Consider the following 17,261-nt stretch of genomic DNA (forward strand, 5'->3'; position numbering starts at 1 on the left):
GCCGGTCCAGACTGCGGATCGCTTGTAGCGCCTACAACGCGATGCCGCATTCAGATGTCTGCTTTTGGGTAGGCGCAATTAACGTCCTGCGGCCGGCTTGCGCCGAATTCTGTTCATCCAGCCTTCAAATGACAGGGGCAATCACCAGCGTTGGTCCCACTTAGCTTCGTGGGCATTGCGTGAGGCCGCTCGGTGCGCTTCTATCCGTGCCGCCAATAGGGGGGTCATCAATTGTCTGCCAGGAACGAAACGTCCACCGGCCATGAAGCGAGCGCGGCCGGTTGGCTCGACCTTCATTTCGAATCGTCGCGCCCCGAATATGAGGCGGCCTTGCTCGATGCCGGCATCCGCCCGGGCTGGCGCGTGCTCGATGCCGGTTGCGGCAGCGGCGGCTTCCTGCCGCTCATCGCCAGCGCCGTCGGCCCCTCCGGCTTCATCGCCGCGCTCGACCTCGCGCCCGAAAACATCGCCCGGGTCGAGGCGCTCGCGGGCACGCTGTCCGAGCCGCCGGAAATGGCCACGCATGTCGGCAGCATCCTGTCGCTGCCCTTCGCCGACGCATCGTTCGATTGCGTCTGGTCCGGCAATGTCATGCAGTATCTGACGCCGGCCGAGTTCGAGCTTGCCGTCGGCGAGGCCAGGCGCGTTTTGAAGCCGGGCGGCATCTTGGCGGTCAAGGACTTCGATTCGACCATCTTGCAGATCCTGCCCATGGACCGGGCGCTGCTGGCGCGCTTCATGGCGGCCAGGCTCCAGGGATTTCGCGAGCGGGGCGTGCTCGGCACCGATTGCGGTTCGACCCTTCCGGCGCGCCTGCGCCAGGCTGGCCTGGAGGTCGTCAGCCGCAAGGGCTGGCTGGTCGAGCGCTGGGCGCCCGCGCCTCGCTTCACGCGCGACTATGTTGCCGACCTGCTGGCCTATTTTGCAAGCGTCGCGCCGAGCTATGCCCTGCCTGATGCCGACCAGGCCTATTGGCGGGAGCTGAAGCAGCGGCCGGATCGCCTGCTCGACGATCCGGACTTCTGCTACCGCGAGTTCTTCGTCATGGCGGTTTGCCGGACATAGCGCTCCGCCACGACGGCGGAAGCCGCGGGCGGGTGCGCGAGCCGCAGGCAAAACCGGTTCAGAGAACGAGGCTGAGCCAAGCCGCATTCGCCAGCTCTCCACTCAAATGGCCGGCTTTCGAGCGAATTTCTTCGCGAACCGTTAATTCGGCCGTGCTGTTAATGAGCATCTGCTAATGAACTGGTTCGCGCGGGGGTACGCAATGACCAAGAATCTCGGCAATGCACGCTATGTGCCGCCAAAGGAGCCGCAAGGCTCGGCCCTCGGCAAGGTCGCGCCGGCCTTGTTTCCGCTGGCCGTGGTGGCGCTGGGCTATGTGATCGGCAGGCAGTTCTTCGGCCTATAGGCTCGGCCATCAGGCACCGGTTTCGGCCGCGGCTTCGGGCCTTGCTTCGGCGCGGATGCGGTCGCTTGCCACGAGCACGACCGGGCAGGGGACGGCGGCCAGCACCGCCATGGCGGTGTCGCCGAAGAACAGTTCCTCGCCCGGCCGCTGCGTGACGCCCATCACCACCATCGCCGCCCCCTTGGCCACTTCCCTGGCGATCGCCTTGTCGGGGGTAGCGCGGGCGCGGATGGCGGTGTCGACGGCGACGCCGTAGCGGTCGGCGAGGTCGACGACGTCCTTGAGCACCGCCTCCTCGCGACGATGCGAAACGGTGCCTTGCCGGGCGCCTTTGCGCGCCTGCGAGACATAGAGCACCTTGACCCGCGCCCGGTGCGGCCTTGCCAGCGCCAGGGCGAAATCGGCGGCGCGGCGCGACACTTCCGTGCCGTTGACGGGCACCAGGATGGTGGTGCCCGCGCGCAGCACCGGCATCTTGCCCCCGGCGCCGGCACCATTCAGCACCAGGCAGAGCGGACCGTCGAAGCCGCTGGTCATGTCGTTCAGCGCTTCGGTGAACGATCCCTTCTCGGTCAACATGGCCTCGAGCCCGACCAGCAGCAGGCCATAGCCCTTGCGCGCCTCCTCGGCGATCGTCCGTGCTGTCGCCTCGCGTTCGCTGCGGGCGGTGAGATGCACCTTCTCGACCGGCGTGTCCTCGGCCTTGCTGACCGCTTTGGCGCTTCTGGCGGCGCCCTTCTTGACCTCCTTCAAGGCACGCTCCGGGCCCTTGTCGCGGGCCGGGCCGGCAAGCCTGCCGTCCTTGAGGTGGAGAAGCGTGGTCGGCATGCCGCTGCCGCCGCCGACCAGGCCGGCGAGATAGGCGGTGAACTTGCCGACCGGGCTGTCGTCGACCAGCAGCAGCAGCCGCTCCAGCTTGGAGACGAAGCCGCGCTCGTCGAGCAGCTCGCGGTCGACGCGCTGCTTCTCGGCATCTTCGACGGGCAGCCGGCCGAGCGCCCAGCGCAGCATCGGCGGCATGGCGAGCGTGGTGATGACCGCCATGGTGACGATCATGGTGAACAGGTTGTGGGAGAGGATGTTCATCGACAGGCCGATCGAGGCGACGATGACCTCGGTCGAGCCGCGCGCGTTCATGGCGCTGCCGACGGCGGTCGCCTCCTTCAGCGTCATGCCGGCGAAGCGGCCGCCGATGAAGGCGCCGCCGAACTTGCCGATGCTGGCGATGAGCACCAGCGCCAGCGTCAGCAGCGCCAGCGTCGGGTCGGCGAGTACGGTGAGGTCGGCCGAAAGCCCGGCCATGCCGAAGAAGATCGGCATGAAGAGCGCCGTGATGACGCCGCGCAACTGGCTCTCGATGTGGCTGGACAGGATCGGCGATTCGCCGACCAATATGCCGGCGACGAAGGCGCCGAGCACGGTATGGACGCCGATCAGGTTGGTGATCAACGCCATCACGCCCATGATGATCAGGATGACCGATATGACGGCGTATTCGCTGCGGAAGGAGTCGTTGCTCCAGCGGATCAGCGTGAACACCAGCCGGCGCCCGATGGTGAAGGAGAACACCATGAACAGCGCCACTTCGGCCACCGTTACCACCAGCGGCACGATTTGGAGGCTGCCATTGGTGGCGATGCCGAAGGTGACGGCGATGATCAGCCAGCCGATCGTGTCCTCGATGATGGCCGAGGAGATGATGACCTGGCCGAGATTGCGGCGCATGAAGTTCATCTCGCGCACCACCATGGCGACGATCTTGACCGAGGAGATCGACAGGGCCGTGCCGAGGAAAAGCCCGGCGACAACGCGCTCGCCGGGGTCGGGCAGCAGCGTGTCTGGCAGGAACTGCGCCAGCGCGAAACCGCAGGCAAAGGGCACAACGACGCCGGTGACCGAGATCGAAAAACACGCCGCGCCCACCCGGCGCACCAGGCGCAGGTCCGTCTCCATGCCGGTGAGCAGCAGGAGCAGCAGGACGCCGAGCTGGGAGACCGCCTCGATCATGCTCTTCTGCGCGGGGTCGGTCGAGAAGATCAGCTGCTGCGCGCCGGGCCAGAGCCAGCCGAACAGCGAAGGCCCGAGCAGGATGCCGCCGATCAGCTGGCCCATGATCGCCGGCTGGCCGTAGCGCTGGAAGATTTCGCCCAGGCCGCGCCCGACCAGAAGCAGAAGCACGATCTCGGCGACGAAAACGCCCTCCGCCGAGCCGCCCATGCCCGCGGCGTGGCTGCTTGCCTGGGCTGCCCAGGCCGGGCCTGCTAAGGCAAGGACGGCGGAAGGGATGAGAATGGCAGGAAGAAATCTCGTTTGCGGCCAGTGCCTAGTCATCCAACCCCTCAACGCGGATCAAGTCCGCTGCGCATAAACGTGCAATGCCGCGCAAGGTTGCGGCAGGTCGGGCCAATCTGTTCGGGCCAATCTGTCTGGGTAAGTGCCGACATAGGAGACAGCGCTCTTCTCCCCGTCGCTATACGGGGAGGAGGTGCCGGCAGACGGATGAGGGCAGCGCCGACATGGGAAAAATACAGGATCCAGACGGTATTTGCCGAAACCTTGGCGCCGCCCCTCATTGTCCTGCCGGACATTTCTCCCCGTATAGTGACGGGGAGAAAGGCCCATCTACCGGCTGGACGCTGCCCGCGGATTGCTTCGCCAATCGTCGCTGGCCGCGATCGGCGATCTAGCCCGACTTCTTGGCGCGCTCCGGCAAAGCACCCTCAGGCGGCGGCTCCGGGCCGAAGACGCTGCGGCCGCCGAGCAGGTGCGACTGGTCGAACTCGCCGGCGACGATCTCCTTCAGGCTCGGGCCGGTGACGTAGCGCTCCAGTCGCCGCGCCTGGCCGTCGAGCCGCTGCAAGGCGGCAAGCTCCTCCTCGCGGCCGAGCTTGGCCTTGGCGACCGCCGACTTCATGACGGCGATGGTTTCGTCATAGACCTTCAGCGGCACCGGAAAGGGATGCCGGTCCTTGCCGCCATGCGCCAGCGAGAAGCGCGCCGGGTCGGAAAAGCGGCACGGCGCGCCATGCACCACCTCCGCCACCATTGCCAGCGCCCGCACCGTACGGGCGCCGACGCCCGGCACCAGCAGCAATTCGGGAAAATCTGTCGGGCCGCTCTCGATGGCGGCGGAGATGTTGCCGTGCAGCCGGCGCATGACGATGTCGCTTTCGCGCACGTCATGGTGCGCCGGCATGACCAGATTGGGCAGCATTGGCTGTGCGTTGTCGCGCTTTGCCGAAGCCGTCGCGGGCTCGATGGCGGCGAATTCGTGCACGATCCGGTCGGGACCGAGCTGGCGCAGAAGATCGAGCTGGCCGCTGCGCGAGGCCTCGGCGCGATGGTCGGTGAGGTTGACGATCTCGCCCTGCCGCTCGCCCTCGATGGCCGCGTGCGGCTGGTCGACGAAACTCTTCAGCCCTTCCGACAGCCAGTGGTAACGGCGCGCCTGCCTTCTGTCGCCGTTCATGCCTTGCTGGACGACCACCCAGCGGCTGTCGTCAGTGACGATGAAGCCATGCAGATAGAGATCGAAACCGTCCTGCACGGCGGCGCTGTCGACCTTGGCGACCAGGCGGCTGGCGGTGGCAAGGGCCGCGCCGTCGAAGCCGACACGTTCGCCGATCATCTCCAGCTCGTGCGGCGTCTTGCGCGAATGAGCGCCACGACCGCCGCAGACATGAATGCCGAGCTCGCCCGACAGCGGCGTCAGCCCGCGCTTCAGCGCGCCAATGACGCTGGTGGTGATGCCGGACGAATGCCAGTCCATGCCCATCACCGCACCGAAGGACTGGAACCAGAAGGGATGCGCCAGCCGGCGCAGCAGCTCGTCGCGGCCATAATGGTGGATGATCGCCTGGCACAGCACCGCGCCGAGCCGCGTCATGCGGTCGCCCAGCCATTTCGGGACCCGTCCGCCATGCAGCGGCAGGTCGGCGCTGCCGCTTCGCTGCGTCACTTGTTTCGATGCTCCGTGGCCGGCCGGCCGAGGACCGGCTCTCTCTCCCTCTAGATGGCATCCATGCGGCTATTTTCCAAGCCGGCACACAGGCGCTCATTCGCGGTTTGATTCAGGATGGCGTCTCACCCGGTTGTTCGCAAAGCGTTTTTGTCCATCGCGGACTAGACATGCACGTCGCCGAAGGAGAGTTCGCCGTTGTCGTCGGGCGTCAGTAAGGCGACGGCCAGCAGGCCGGCAAAGAGGATGGCGACCAGCGTGACGATGACCAGGCCGGGCACGGGACCCAGGGCGGCGGCGCTGACGGCCTCGCGCAATGTGCCGACGAAACCCACCGGCGCGGCCTTGTCGAGCAGGCTGGGCGTCGATAGTTTGAGGATCCAGGCGAGCAGCAGGATCAGCATCATATGGATGTAGTTGCGGCGCAAACGGCGCGCCAGCGCCACCCGCTGCGAGACCAGGAATTTCGGCGTGCGCAGGCTTTCGCCGACGATCAGCAGCCAGTCCGAGGCGAAGTCCGGCTGCGGCGAGAAGATCTGCGCGAAATAGTGGCGCTCGAACTGGCGCACGCGGGCGCGGTAGACGTCGAAGAAGCGGTAGCGCCGCGCCTCGATCCACAGCAACAGCAGCACCAGCAGCATGGCGAACAGGAGCACGCCGTGATGGGCACTGGCCGTCGACAGCGACACCGACAGCATCGCGGCCACAACGGTGATCGCCCAGTTGCTGGTCCTGTCGATACGGTCGCGCCATCCCGCCATGCGCGCAATCTCGGCGCGATGGAAATGCGACATCACGGTGACCATTTCGCTGGGCGAAAGCGTCCTGCCGACGGGCGTTGCCGGCGCATCGTTCATAGTTCCCTCCCAACCCAATGAAACGCGTGGAAGGCGATCTCGTTCCGCCGACGGCGGATGGCGCCGACCCAGGCGGACTTGCGGCCACTTCTGTCGCGACGGCGGTGCGCCGAGGCTTTTCAAACGCTTGGGCAGGTCCGCTCAGCTTCTGAGTCAGCGTCCGAGTGGCTCTGGCTCTTGAGAATCCCTTTGCCTTGGGCAACATGGCGAACATGAACAAGCCGATTTCCACCGCATCGCCGCGCAAGGCGGTGATGGCGCTGACGGAGGCGCTGGTCGCCCGCACCTTGCGCGCGGTCGAGGATGCCGGGCCGACGCCGGGCATGGTCTACATGACCGACGCCGACTATGCGCGTTTCAGCGACGAAATCCTGGCCGATGCGCCGGCCGGGCCGCTGAAACTGTTCGCCTATGGCTCGCTGCTGTGGAAGCCGGCGGGCGAGGTAAGGGGCGGTGAGCGCGCGGTGGCGACCGGCTGGCACCGCTCCTTCTGCTTCACCGTGCAGCGGTTTCGCGGCACGATCGAGCAGCCCGGCCTGATGATGGCGCTCGACCGTGGTGGCCAATGCCAGGGCATGGTGTTCGAGATCGCGGAGCCGGTTGCCGACAATCTCGAGGCGCTGCTGCGCCGCGAGATGACCATCCTGCCCGCCGTCAACGTGCCGCGCTGGCTGCGGGTCAGGACCGAGGGCGGCATGTGCCGCGCGCTCGGCTTCGTCGTCGATCCCGCCAATACGCGCTATGTCGGCAGGCTGGACAAACGGGCGATCGCGGCGACGCTGGCCCGGGCCGCCGGCCATTGGGGCTCGGGCGCGCAATATCTGTTCGAGACCATCCGCCACCTTGACGCCTGCGGCATTCGCGATCGCAACCTTTGGCAGTTGCAGGCGCTGGTGGCCGAGGAGATCAACCGCGTCCACGCCACGGTTTAGCGATCGGCGTTCCCAGCGCAGCGCGACCCGAAAGTTTCCGGACGCTTTCCCGCCCCTCCAAATCTTCCGCTTGACGAATACATATCCCGACAGTTATACGTTAATCAATAGCCAACGGGTTATCGATTAAATGCCGGATGCTCATGATGCGCTCTTCAGGACGCTCGCCGACCCGACACGGCGCGCCATCTTCGAACGGCTGTGCCGCCAGGGAGAGCAGACGGTGGGAGCGCTGACGATCCAGTCGGGGGTCTCGCAGCCGGCCGTGTCGAAGCATCTTGGCGTGCTGAAGCAGGCCGGGCTGGTGCGCGACCGCCATGAAGGCCGCCAGACGCACTACAGCGCGCAGCTCGGCGCACTGGCGCCGCTGATGGACTGGACGCGTGAGATGGCCGGGTTCTGGGAAAGCCGGTTCGACAATCTCGAGGATCTGCTCAAAAGGATGGACCAGTGAACGACAGTGCCGCCGAGACCCGCACTGTCGTCGTCGAGCGGCAGATTTCGCATCCGCCGGAAAAACTCTGGCGCGCACTGACGCAACCGCATCTGATTGAGGAGTGGCTGATGAAGAACGATTTAAATCCGGTCGTGGGCCATCGCTTCAACCTCAGCACCGCCTGGGGCGGCGTGCTGGATTGCGAGGTGCTTGCCGTCGAGCCGCACAAGACGCTGTCCTACACCTGGAACCTCGCGCACCAGGACCCGACCTTCGATCTCAGGAGCGTGGTGACCTTCACGCTCACCCCGACGCCTGCCGGAACCCATCTGCGCATGGAGCAGTCCGGTTTCCGGCCCGAGCAGAGGCGGGCCTATGGCGGCGCCAAGATGGGATGGCCGAAATTCCTGGAGAAGCTGGAAGAGCTCCTGGCACGGACGGACTGAAATCCGCCAGGCGGGGTTCATGGCAAGGCTGTTCGAAGACGGCCGCCGCAACAAAACCTATGGAGGACATGCGATGAAGATCAAATTGACCCGCGTCTATGTGGACGACCAGGAGAAGGCGCTTGCCTTCTACACCGACGTGCTGGGCTTCACCAAGAAGGCCGATTTCAGCAACGGGCCGTTTCGCTGGCTGACCGTGGCTTCGCCGGACGAGCCTGAGGGAACCGAGCTGCAGCTTGCGCTGAGCGACAACCCCGCGGCCAAGGCCTACCAGCAGGCCTTGTTCAAGCAGGGCCAGCCGGCGCTGATGCTCTTCACCGACGACATCAAGGCCGATCACGAGCGCATCAAGGCGCGGGGCGCGGCCTTCGCCATGGCACCGACCGAAGTGACCGGCTCGACCATAGCGCAGCTCAACGATAGCTGCGGTAACCTCATCCAGATCACGCAGCTGGCGCGCTGGTAAGCGGCGTTTCGTTCATTTTTCAAGAGGAGATAGCATGGATTGGAACAAATGGGTCCGGCAAACGCATCGCTGGCTATCGATCATCTTCACGGGGACTGTCCTCGCCAACTTCGTCGCCATGGGCTTGGGGCAGCCGCCTGCCTGGGTGGTCTATTCGCCGCTGCTGCCGCTTTTCCTGCTGCTGTTCAGCGGCCTCTACATGTTCGTGCTGCCATACGCCGCCAAGCGGCTTAACGGGCGGCAGCGCGCGAGCCAGTAAGGACGGGATGGATGGCGAAGACGCAGGGACAATCAGCCAAAGGCGCCGCCAGGCCTGCAACCGCCGGTCCGGTCCTGCTTTCTGGCGGCAATCCGCAGATCGCCAAGGGCGAAGGCAACGCGCCCGTCCAGGCCTATATCGCGGCCATGCCGGGCTGGAAGAGCGAGGTCGGGGGCCGCCTCGACGCGCTCATCGAGCGTGCCGTGCCTGATGTGCGCAAGGCCGTCAAATGGAACTCGCCCTTCTATGGCGTGGAAGGCGAGGGATGGTTCCTCAGCTTTCATTGCTTCACGAAATACATAAAGGTGGCCTTCTTTCGCGGCATGTCGCTGGACCCGGTGCCGCCTGGCCAGTCCAAAAGCAAGGACACGCGTTACCTTGACATTCATGAGGACGACCAGTTCGACGAGGCCCAGTTCACCGAGTGGGTGAAGCAGGCGAGCCGACTGCCCGGCGAACGGATGTGAGATTTGCGCGCCGGGCCCGGATTTGCCGCGCGCAACAGAGCGCCTATGATCGGGCGGACGGGCGGTGACCGCCCTCAAGGCTGAAGGAGAACGGACATGACGAAGAGCGGGTCGCCAGAAGGCAGATCTCCTTCGCAGCTCATAGACGGCAGGATCGAGGAACTCGGCGACTGGCGGGGCGAGATGCTGAGCCGGCTGCGCGGCCTGATCCGGCAAGCCGACCCCGAGATCGTCGAGGAGTGGAAATGGCGCGGAGTCCCGGTGTGGGAGCATGCCGGAATGATCTGCACCGGCGAGACCTACAAGAACGTCGTCAAGCTGACCTTTGCCAAGGGTGCGGCGCTGCCCGATCCGTCGCGCCTGTTCAACTCCAGCCTGGAAGGAAACACCAGGCGCGCCATCGATTTCCAAGAGGGCGAGGAGGTCGACGAGGAAGCGTTCAAGGCGCTTATCCACGCCGCCGTCGCTCTGAACAAGTCAAAGGCCCGGCGATAGGGTCCGTGTGACTGGCACCGAAGAACGCGGCGGGCAGAACGAAGCCTGTCGCGCTCCTTCGCGCCCTTCTGGCCTCATCCGTCCCTCAGCCACACCAGCATCTCGCCGGGCTCGCGGTTGTCCCAGGCGAAATAGGGAATGGCGGTCAGCCGCGTCTGTCTGGCAGCGGGCGGATCGGTGCGGTAAAGCCCGTTTTGCCAGCCCTCATCGGTATCGGCCAGCGCTGTGGTTGAAAGCGCCACCACGCCGCCCAGCAGGTCCGGCTCGTCATGCGCCTCAATGCTTGCGGTGCGCGGCAATGCGATGCGGTGCAGGCTGCCGTCATTGTCGGTCGCCTCGACGCAGTAGATCAGCGGGCCGCGCGAGAGCGCCACGCGGCCGGCGTCCTGGCGCACCTGCGGGTTGGCGTAGAGCCGTTCGATCGGCATTTCGAGATCGAGGCGGACGCTATCGCCCTTCTTCCATATGCGCCAGATCGCCGCGTAGCCATCGCTGGTGACGTCCTCGAGCTTCACCGTCTCGCCATTGACCTTGAGCGCCGCGCCGGCGCTCCATGCCGGCACGCGCAGATGCAGGGTGAACGCGACCGGCGCCTGCGGCTCGATGGTGATGGCGACCGCCCCGTCCCAGGGGTAGCGGCTCGCCTGCGTCAGCGTGACCGGCACGCCCGCTATGTCGAAACGAGCAGTGGAATCGCCATAGAGATGGACGGCAAGCGCGTCGTCCGCCAGGCTGTAGAAATAGCTGCCGATGGAGGCCACCATGCGCCCGATATTGGGTGGGCAGCACGGGCAGCGGTGCCATTTCCATCTGTTGTGCCGGCCCCGGCTTTCCAGCGGGTTTTCGTAGAAGAACAGCGAGCCGTCGAGCGACAGGCCCGAGATCGAGCCGTTGTAGAGCGCCCGCTCCATGATATCGGCGTAGCGGGCGTTCGGCCCCATGCCGAGCATGCGGCTGGCCCAGAACACCAGGCCGACGGCGGCACAGGTCTCGGCGTAGGCGCTCTCATTGGGCAGGTCGAAATCGCTGGTAAAGCCCTCATTGTGCGCCGACGGTCCGAGCCCGCCGGTGATGTAGAGGTTCTTGCTGGTGAGATCGTCCCACAGCCGGTCGAGCGCCACCCGCAAGCTGTCGTCGCCATATTCGGTGGCGATGTCGGCCATGCCGGAATAGAGATACATCGCCCTGACCGCATGACCGACGACCTTGTCCTGCTCGCGCACCGGAATGTGCGACTGGCTGTATTCATAGGTCTTGAAATGATAGGCCTTGGGATCGGTGCCGCGGGCGCGCGCCTCCTCGTCGAAATAATGCGGTTGCTGGCCGCGCTGGTCGATGAAGTATTTCGCCAGCTCCATGTATTTGTTCTCGCCAGTCACCCGCGCGAGCTTCACCAGCGCCAGCTCGATCTCCTCATGGCCGCAATAGCCTTTCTTCTTGCCCGGCTCGGGCCCGAGCACCGAGGCGATATGGTCGGCATAGCGGCACATGACGTCGAGCAGCTTGCGCTTGCCGGTCGCCTGGTAATAGGCGACGGCGCCCTCGATCAGGTGGCCGGCGCAATAGAGCTCGTGGCAATCGCGCAGATTGGTCCAGCGCAGGCCGGGTTGGATGCGCTGGTACCAGCTCGAGAGATAGCCGTCCGGCTGCTGCAGCTTTTCGTAGAGGTCGATGACGGCGTCGATCTTCTTCTCCAGCTCCGGGTTCTTGGCGCGGTAGAGCGAATAGGCCGCCGTCTCGATCGTCTTGCCCCAGTCGGAGTCCCAGAACATCTGCGTCGTCACCGTCGAGCCGGTGAAGCCGGGGGAAGCCGCCTCGTCGGGCGAAGGGGAATGGAACGGGATGACGACGCCGGGCGAGGGCCGGTCCGGATCGATCTGCTCCAGCATGCCCGCCTCGACGCAGCGGTCGTAGAGGATATCGGCGGTGCGCGCGGCGACGGCATCGGCACGGTCGCCCCAGAAGCCGTGCACGTCGACCTGCGGCACCGGTAGCGGCCGGAAGGCTAGTTTGGGCCTGGAGGCGCTGGCAGGCCTGGCAGAAGACGATGCGGTCATGAACTTACTCCATTCGATCGATCACTTGACGGCCCCGGCCATCAGGCCGCGGATGTAGAAGCGCTGCAAAGCCAGGAACAGGATCAGGCACGGCACCATCATCACGGTGACGCCCGCCTGCACCGCGCCCCAGTCGATGGCGCCGAAGCGGCCGGACTGGAGTGCGGTCATCATCACCGGCAGCGTGAACTTGGACTGGTCGGTCATCAGCACCAAAGCGGCGAGGAACTCGTTCCAGGCGCCGAGAAAGGCGAACAGCGCGATGGTGACGACGCCCGGCCAGACCAGCGGCAGCATCACCTTCAACAGCATGGTGGCGTTTCCGGCGCCGTCCATGCGCGCGGCCTCCTCGATCTCGCGCGGCACCGCGTCGAAGGCGTTGCGCATCATGAAGATCGAGAACGGCAGTTGCAGCGTTACATAGACGCCGACCAGCCCGGTCAGCGTGTTGTGCAGGCCGAGCTTGGTGAGCACCAGGAAGATCGGCGTCAGGATCGACTGGAACGGGATCATGATCGTCGACAGGATGAGGACGAAGAACAGGTCCTTGAGCGGAAATCGGAAACGCGAGAAACCATAGCCGGCGAGCACGGAGACGACGACCGAGACCAGCACCGTCATAACGGAGACGTAGATGCTGTTCTGCGCCGAGACCCACAGCCCGTCGCCGAACGTGTTGAGCGTGGCGTAGTTCTCCAGCGAGAAACCCGTCGTCGGCCAGGGCGGTAGCGGTGGCTGGCGCGCCTCCTGCGCCGGCTTGAAAGCCGACAGCGCGGTCCACACGATCGGCGCCACGAACAGCACCGAGGCGATGATGCCGGTGGAGTGCCTGACGACGCTGGCGGCGAGCTTGCCTTGAGCGGACATTGCCTGCGCCATCAGTCGAGGCCCTCGGGCTTCCTCAGCAGCCAGAGCTGCACGAGGCTGAGCGCCACCAGGATCACCAGCAGCACCATGGAGAGCGCCGCGCCATAGCCGAGCTTGAACGACACGAAGGACTGGTTGAAAATCCAGTACACCGCCGTCAGCGTCTGGTTGCGCGGGCCGCCGCGCAGGATGATGTAGAACTGGTCGAAGGCGAGGACCGAGCCGGCCACCGACAGGATCAGCGCCAGCGCCAGCGTGCGGCGCATCAGCGGCAAGGTGATGGCCCGGAACCTCGCGAACGGGCCGGCGCCGTCGATGACGGCGGCCTCCTGCAAATCCTGCGGGATCGATTGCAGGCCGGTCATCAGGATGATCATGGTGAAGCCGGCGACCTTCCACACCACCATGGCGATGATCGACCAGAAGGCCGGCTGGAAGGTGGCCAGAAGATTGAATTTCCTGTCGATCAGGCCGAGGTTGTAGGCGGCCGGGCTGAACAGGCCGGAATCGACGTTGAGCAGCCATGACCAGAGCAGGCTCGCCGAGGCGAAACCGACCACCGCCGGCATGAAGAAGGCGGTGCGGTATAGATTGGTGAACGGGCGCGGCCGCTCGATGAAGATGGCCAGCGGGAAGGCGACGGCGAAGATCGCGATGGTGACGATCACCGTGTAGTAGCCGGTGAATTTCAGTGCGTTCCAGAACCTGGTGTCGCGCAAGATTGCGACATAATTGTCGAGGCCAATGAAGGAGTGCCCGCCCATCAGCGGCCAGTTGTGCAGCGACATCCAGGCCGTCATGCCGAGCGGGATGACGAAGAACACCATGACCAGCGCCACGGCCGGCGCGACGTAGATGAGACCGATCCATTGCCGGCGACCGGCACCGACGAGTTTTCGGGCGCGGGGCGGGGCGGTGGTTGCTGTGATGGTGGTCATGGCTGGCCCGCTTTTCCTTCTCCCCTTGTGGGGTGAGCGGCCGGTTCGCCGGAGGCGAATTCATCGTGCCAGTGGCACGATGAAAGGCCGGCGAACACCGGGACGCTGCGAAGCAGCGGGGACCCGGCAGAGTGGATCGGCCACCACCCGGCCCTTCGCAGGCTCAGGGCGTTCGAAGCTCGAAAAGCCAAGCAGTTGGCTTTTCGTCCGCTGCGCGGACCGCTTCTCACCCCACAAGGGGAGAAGGGGAGGCGAAGTGCGCTAGGTCCCAAGCTGTCGATGCTAGTGAGTCTTCTCAACGCGATAGCCCTGTATCTGAACCAAACAATATCCGGCCACCCGCTCAGGGAGACAGGCGGGCGGCCGGCAGGCGCCTATTTCTGCGGCGCCTGGTCTATGATCGACTGCATGGTCTCCTGCGCATTGGCGATGGCGCCGTCGACGTCGTCGCCGAAGAACACCTCGTTGACCATCTGCGTCCACGGGCCGTTGGCGGAGTTGATCAGGTCGTTGAACACCACCGAATAGGGCGTCTTGCCCTTGGCCATGGCCTCGGCTGCGACCTGGTAGCGCGGGTCGAGGTCTTTCAGCGCGTCCTTGGCGATGTCGCCGCGCACCGGCAGGCTGCCATATTTGGCCAGGATCGTCTGGCCCTCCAGCGAATAGGCGAAGTCGAGGAACTCCTTCACCACATCGATCTTCTTGGTGCCCTTGGTGACGACGAAATTGTCGCCGCCGGCAAAGGACGACCAGCCGCCATCCTTGCCCGGCAGGAAGGTGATGCCGTAGTCGATGTCGGGATACTGGGTGTTGAGCGCGCCGATGGCGAAGGCGCCCGAAGGCGAGATGCCGATGTTGCCGCCGGCGAAGGCGGCGAAGAAATTGGCGCCGGTGTCGGTCTGGGCGCCTTCCGGCACCAGGCCCTTCTTGACCATCGAACGATAGAGATCGATGGCGCCGCGCAGCTGCGGGCTGTCCAGCGTCGCCTTGGAGCCGTCCTGCGAGAGGATGTCGCCGCCCGAGGCCCAGACCAGCGGCGTGAAGGTGAAGATGTTGCAGCCGCCGCAATTGCCGGAGAAGTAGAAGCCCTTGATGTTGCCGCCGAGCGCGTTGACTTTTTCGGCGTCGGCTTCGATCTCGGCCCAATTGGCTGGGCCCTTTTCGGGGTCGAGGCCGGCCCGCTTGAACAGCTTCTTGTTCCAGATCAGCACCGAGGCGTCGGCGGAGAAGGGCAGGCCGTAGATGCGGTCCTTGTAGGTGCCGGTCTTCACATGAGCCGGCGACAGGCTGGCGAAATAGGGGAGCGACTTGGCCCAGTCGGTGATGTCCTCCAACTGGCCGGCGGCAGCAAAGGAGGGCGTGTAGATCAGGTCGAGCGACAGCGCGTCGGGCGCCGTGCCGCCGGCGGCGGCAGCACCGTATTTCGGAATGATCTCGGCGTTGGGGATGATGTCGAGCTTGATCTGGTTGGTGTGGCCCTTGTTGTAGGCATCGACGATGCGCGGCATGAAGTTCGAGCCGTCGGCGCGCACCCAGATGTTGGCGGTCTCGGCGGCGGCAAATTGCAGCCCGCAGCCGAATACGGCGGCCGTCAAGGCCAGCCTGGCAATCAAAGTCCTCATATTCTCCTCCTCCACGTTTTGGCCGCGACGCGCGGCTTGCCGCCGATTGCGGCGTTTGGTTCTTCAGCCGTCCGGCAGGCGGCCGCAGGACTGACGCACCACCAGCCGGCACGGCAGTTTCCGGATGCCTGGCGCGGCGGGCTTGCCGCCAACCAGGGAAAGCAAGGTCAGCCCCGCTTCGCGGCCGAGCGCAGCCAGGTTCATGTCGACCGAGGTCAGCGGCGGGCGCGTCGCTTCGGCCACGATCTCCCAATTGTCGAAACCGATGACGCCGACATCGCCGGGCACGTCGAGACCGCGTTCGCGCAAGGCATCGATGACGCCGCGCGCGATCTGGTCGTTGCCGCAGAAGACGGCGTCCGGTCTTTCGCTTGCGTCGTCGGCCGCGCCGTCGAACAGCCTCGCCACGGCTTCGTGTCCCCAGGCCTCCGACCACGAGCCGAGCAGCGGCTCGGTGACCGACAGGCCGTTCTCGGTCAGAACATCGCGATAGGCCTGCGCCCTGGCGTGCACCACGGCAAAGCTCGCCGGTCCCGAGACATGGGCGATGCGCCTGCGGCCGAGCCGACAGAAATGCTCCACTGCCAGCCGCGCGCCGCCAGCGTCGTCGGAGACGAAGGCGACGGCGTCGGGATCGGGCTGGGTGAAGGCATAGATCACCGGAATGCGCAGATTGGACAGATCGACCGGCAGAAGACGGTCGATGCGCTTGCCGGTGGCGATGATGCCGTCGACGCGCTTGTCGAGCATGGCCTCGACATGGAGCTGGCCGAGACGCGGATCCTCCTCGACATTGCACAGGAACACCGAAACGCCGGCGTCGACCAGCGCGTCGGAAATGCCCGACATCAGCGGCAGCGAGAAGCGGCCATAGGTATCGTTGGTGAGCAGGCCAACGGTGAAGGAGCGTCGCCGCAGCAGGCTCTGTGCCAGGCTGTTGGGCCGGAAGCCGAGGCGCTGCGCGGTCTCGCGGATGCGCTCGCGGGTCTCGGCGGTCATGCGGCCCTGGTCGTTGAGCGCCTTCGAGGCGGTGGCGACGCTGACGCCAGCCTCGGCTGCCACGTCACGCAAGGTGACGGGCTTGGGAAAGGCTGGCTGATCGTCCAATGCCATTGCGGCGAAAATCCCGATTGGGAAAAGGTTTTCTCTTACAGGCCGGAATGACCCGGCCAATGGCCGAGCCCGCTCGGAAATGTTTGGAAAAACCTTTTCTCAACCCAAACTAGGCCAGATCCAGAGGCTGTTCAAGAGGAAAAGTGGCTGGTCCTCCGGTGGTGCGAAGTGGCCGCCGGAGGGCGGGCTCACGGGCTCGGCGCCCGGTGAGTTCATCAGGCGAATTCCTGATCGGCAGCCGTCAGTGCTGCCCACGGCGCGAGCCGGCCAAAGCAGCAATCGGCGACATGTCTACAAACGACTCTTCGGTCTTAACGCTTGCGCAAATATTATCGGTTAGTTCGCTAGTCATGGCCTCGTGGCGGAGCGGCTACGCTGGAGACGGCAAATCTCTGAAGCCTCGGTTCGATCCCGAGGCGAGGCCTCCAAAAAATCATATGACGTAGAGCCTGCGTCGGACCATCAAGGGCGATGGGTCTTGCCAGCTTGCATTTGCGACCTGGGCCGGACAGGTCCTCGTCTTCGTTGTGACGCTGATGTGCCGGCAAGAAGACTGCTACCCAGCCGACTTGCGCGCTTTCAGCATCTGACGATCGGGGTCACGTGGCATGCGGCCGGCGTTAAAGCAGCCTATTTGCATTTGGCATGCAGGGCACTCGCCAAAAGAGTGCTATGGAAGGGCAAGAGCTTGCCCGCTCCGACTTTCCCCGACATTCGAGGCCATTTTCGTGCGTGAACCGTCGCTGTTGCCCGTCTTTGGAAAACTTGGCGCCAAGGGACCCCGTGCCGTTACGGTGGAACCGGTCCCGTCGGCAGGTATCGCCCCGCGGCTGCGGGAGGCGCTGGCCGCCCATGGCGGCATGGTGTTGAAGCTGTCGGTCGTCGCCTGGACGATATCGGTCCTGGGCATGGTCTTCTTCATGTTGCAGGGCTGAGG

General features: G+C 65.2%; 18 protein-coding genes. 10 read left to right on the top strand and 8 right to left on the bottom strand.

Features of this window, described 5'->3' with window-relative positions:
• Positions 1 to 231 precede the first annotated feature (231 nt).
• Complete coding sequence (locus FJ443_RS08905; protein ID WP_246681206.1) at positions 232 to 1,065, top strand: methyltransferase domain-containing protein; 834 nt, start codon at positions 232 to 234, stop codon at positions 1,063 to 1,065.
• A 202-nt stretch (positions 1,066 to 1,267) separates the two neighbouring features.
• Positions 1,268 to 1,411 (top strand): hypothetical protein, encoded by a 144-nt coding sequence (locus FJ443_RS31110; RefSeq protein WP_181170906.1) that lies wholly within the window; start codon positions 1,268 to 1,270, stop codon positions 1,409 to 1,411.
• 9 nt (positions 1,412 to 1,420) lie between these two features.
• Here FJ443_RS31110 and FJ443_RS08910 read toward each other — a convergent pair whose 3' ends face one another.
• The 3 genes from FJ443_RS08910 to FJ443_RS08920 all read right to left on the bottom strand — a co-directional run bounded on the left by FJ443_RS08910 (position 1,421) and on the right by FJ443_RS08920 (position 6,226).
• A complete protein-coding gene (locus FJ443_RS08910) occupies positions 1,421 to 3,628 on the bottom strand; it encodes a cation:proton antiporter (RefSeq protein ID WP_246681207.1) in 2,208 nt (735 codons plus the stop codon).
• A 466-nt stretch (positions 3,629 to 4,094) separates the two neighbouring features.
• On the bottom strand, positions 4,095 to 5,369 hold the full coding sequence (locus FJ443_RS08915) for a DUF763 domain-containing protein (RefSeq protein WP_140663558.1): 1,275 nt from the start codon (positions 5,367 to 5,369) through the stop codon (positions 4,095 to 4,097).
• A 164-nt stretch (positions 5,370 to 5,533) separates the two neighbouring features.
• Entirely contained in the window at positions 5,534 to 6,226 is a 693-nt protein-coding gene (locus FJ443_RS08920; protein ID WP_140663560.1) for a DUF2270 domain-containing protein, read from the bottom strand.
• A 212-nt stretch (positions 6,227 to 6,438) separates the two neighbouring features.
• On the opposite strand from FJ443_RS08920, the gene FJ443_RS08925 reads away from it, so the two are divergent.
• The 7 genes from FJ443_RS08925 (at position 6,439) to FJ443_RS08955 (ending at position 9,727) form a co-directional block, all read left to right on the top strand.
• Positions 6,439 to 7,158, top strand: coding sequence for a gamma-glutamylcyclotransferase (locus FJ443_RS08925; protein WP_140663562.1), 720 nt, complete (start codon positions 6,439 to 6,441; stop codon positions 7,156 to 7,158).
• A 130-nt stretch (positions 7,159 to 7,288) separates the two neighbouring features.
• Positions 7,289 to 7,612 carry a metalloregulator ArsR/SmtB family transcription factor gene (locus FJ443_RS08930; protein WP_140663564.1) on the top strand — a complete coding sequence of 108 codons (324 nt, stop codon included), beginning with the start codon at positions 7,289 to 7,291 and terminating at the stop codon, positions 7,610 to 7,612.
• Positions 7,609 to 8,040 carry an SRPBCC domain-containing protein gene (locus FJ443_RS08935; protein ID WP_140663566.1) on the top strand — a complete coding sequence of 144 codons (432 nt, stop codon included), beginning with the start codon at positions 7,609 to 7,611 and terminating at the stop codon, positions 8,038 to 8,040. The genes FJ443_RS08930 and FJ443_RS08935 overlap by 4 nt, the downstream gene beginning before the upstream one ends.
• A 73-nt stretch (positions 8,041 to 8,113) precedes the next feature.
• On the top strand, positions 8,114 to 8,506 hold the full coding sequence (locus tag FJ443_RS08940; RefSeq protein WP_140559866.1) for a VOC family protein: 393 nt from the start codon (positions 8,114 to 8,116) through the stop codon (positions 8,504 to 8,506).
• A 34-nt stretch (positions 8,507 to 8,540) separates the two neighbouring features.
• The gene (locus tag FJ443_RS08945) at positions 8,541 to 8,765 is read left to right on the top strand and encodes a hypothetical protein (protein WP_140499210.1); all 225 of its coding nucleotides are present in this window, start codon (positions 8,541 to 8,543) and stop codon (positions 8,763 to 8,765) included.
• A gap of 11 nt (positions 8,766 to 8,776) precedes the next feature.
• Positions 8,777 to 9,232, top strand: a complete 456-nt coding sequence (locus tag FJ443_RS08950; protein WP_140559865.1) for a DUF1801 domain-containing protein — start codon at positions 8,777 to 8,779, stop codon at positions 9,230 to 9,232.
• Positions 9,233 to 9,328: 96 nt separating this feature from the next.
• A complete protein-coding gene (locus FJ443_RS08955) occupies positions 9,329 to 9,727 on the top strand; it encodes a DUF1801 domain-containing protein (RefSeq protein WP_140499206.1) in 399 nt (132 codons plus the stop codon).
• Between the two features lie 74 nt (positions 9,728 to 9,801).
• On the opposite strand, the gene FJ443_RS08960 is transcribed toward FJ443_RS08955, so the two are convergent.
• The 5 genes from FJ443_RS08960 to FJ443_RS08980 form a co-directional block, all read right to left on the bottom strand.
• Positions 9,802 to 11,784 (bottom strand): glycoside hydrolase family 127 protein, encoded by a 1,983-nt coding sequence (locus FJ443_RS08960; protein WP_140657462.1) that lies wholly within the window; start codon positions 11,782 to 11,784, stop codon positions 9,802 to 9,804.
• A 21-nt stretch (positions 11,785 to 11,805) separates the two neighbouring features.
• Positions 11,806 to 12,663, bottom strand: coding sequence for a carbohydrate ABC transporter permease (locus FJ443_RS08965; protein WP_140663568.1), 858 nt, complete (start codon positions 12,661 to 12,663; stop codon positions 11,806 to 11,808).
• Positions 12,663 to 13,589: a sugar ABC transporter permease gene (locus FJ443_RS08970; RefSeq protein ID WP_140582619.1), complete on the bottom strand. Its 927-nt coding sequence runs from the start codon at positions 13,587 to 13,589 to the stop codon at positions 12,663 to 12,665. The genes FJ443_RS08965 and FJ443_RS08970 overlap by 1 nt, the downstream gene beginning before the upstream one ends.
• Before the next feature lie 374 nt (positions 13,590 to 13,963).
• The gene (locus FJ443_RS08975) at positions 13,964 to 15,211 is read right to left on the bottom strand and encodes a sugar ABC transporter substrate-binding protein (RefSeq protein ID WP_140663570.1); all 1,248 of its coding nucleotides are present in this window, start codon (positions 15,209 to 15,211) and stop codon (positions 13,964 to 13,966) included.
• Positions 15,212 to 15,274: 63 nt separating this feature from the next.
• On the bottom strand, positions 15,275 to 16,324 hold the full coding sequence (locus tag FJ443_RS08980; RefSeq protein ID WP_140622839.1) for a LacI family DNA-binding transcriptional regulator: 1,050 nt from the start codon (positions 16,322 to 16,324) through the stop codon (positions 15,275 to 15,277).
• 728 nt (positions 16,325 to 17,052) lie between these two features.
• Between FJ443_RS08980 and FJ443_RS08985 the strand changes: the two genes are divergently transcribed.
• Complete coding sequence (locus FJ443_RS08985) at positions 17,053 to 17,259, top strand: hypothetical protein (RefSeq protein ID WP_140521390.1); 207 nt, start codon at positions 17,053 to 17,055, stop codon at positions 17,257 to 17,259.
• Positions 17,260 to 17,261 lie beyond the last annotated feature (2 nt).

Origin of the sequence: Mesorhizobium sp. B2-6-1 (genome assembly GCF_006440475.1) — a bacterium.
Lineage (GTDB): Bacteria > Pseudomonadota > Alphaproteobacteria > Rhizobiales > Rhizobiaceae > Mesorhizobium.

Excerpts from the sequence above, each read along its gene's own strand:
- FJ443_RS31110 (WP_181170906.1), top strand. The coding sequence starts at position 1,268 with ATGACCAAGAATCTCGGCAATGCACGCTATGTGCCGCCAAAGGAGCCG.
- FJ443_RS08910 (WP_246681207.1), bottom strand. The coding sequence starts at position 3,628 with ATGGGCGGCTCGGCGGAGGGCGTTTTCGTCGCCGAGATCGTGCTTCTG.
- FJ443_RS08920 (WP_140663560.1), bottom strand. The coding sequence starts at position 6,226 with ATGAACGATGCGCCGGCAACGCCCGTCGGCAGGACGCTTTCGCCCAGC.
- FJ443_RS08925 (WP_140663562.1), top strand. The coding sequence starts at position 6,439 with ATGAACAAGCCGATTTCCACCGCATCGCCGCGCAAGGCGGTGATGGCG.
- FJ443_RS08930 (WP_140663564.1), top strand. The coding sequence starts at position 7,289 with ATGCCGGATGCTCATGATGCGCTCTTCAGGACGCTCGCCGACCCGACA.
- FJ443_RS08940 (WP_140559866.1), top strand. The coding sequence starts at position 8,114 with ATGAAGATCAAATTGACCCGCGTCTATGTGGACGACCAGGAGAAGGCG.
- FJ443_RS08945 (WP_140499210.1), top strand. The coding sequence starts at position 8,541 with ATGGATTGGAACAAATGGGTCCGGCAAACGCATCGCTGGCTATCGATC.
- FJ443_RS08950 (WP_140559865.1), top strand. The coding sequence starts at position 8,777 with ATGGCGAAGACGCAGGGACAATCAGCCAAAGGCGCCGCCAGGCCTGCA.
- FJ443_RS08955 (WP_140499206.1), top strand. The coding sequence starts at position 9,329 with ATGACGAAGAGCGGGTCGCCAGAAGGCAGATCTCCTTCGCAGCTCATA.
- FJ443_RS08960 (WP_140657462.1), bottom strand. The coding sequence starts at position 11,784 with ATGACCGCATCGTCTTCTGCCAGGCCTGCCAGCGCCTCCAGGCCCAAA.
- FJ443_RS08965 (WP_140663568.1), bottom strand. The coding sequence starts at position 12,663 with ATGGCGCAGGCAATGTCCGCTCAAGGCAAGCTCGCCGCCAGCGTCGTC.
- FJ443_RS08970 (WP_140582619.1), bottom strand. The coding sequence starts at position 13,589 with ATGACCACCATCACAGCAACCACCGCCCCGCCCCGCGCCCGAAAACTC.
- FJ443_RS08975 (WP_140663570.1), bottom strand. The coding sequence starts at position 15,211 with ATGAGGACTTTGATTGCCAGGCTGGCCTTGACGGCCGCCGTATTCGGC.
- FJ443_RS08980 (WP_140622839.1), bottom strand. The coding sequence starts at position 16,324 with ATGGCATTGGACGATCAGCCAGCCTTTCCCAAGCCCGTCACCTTGCGT.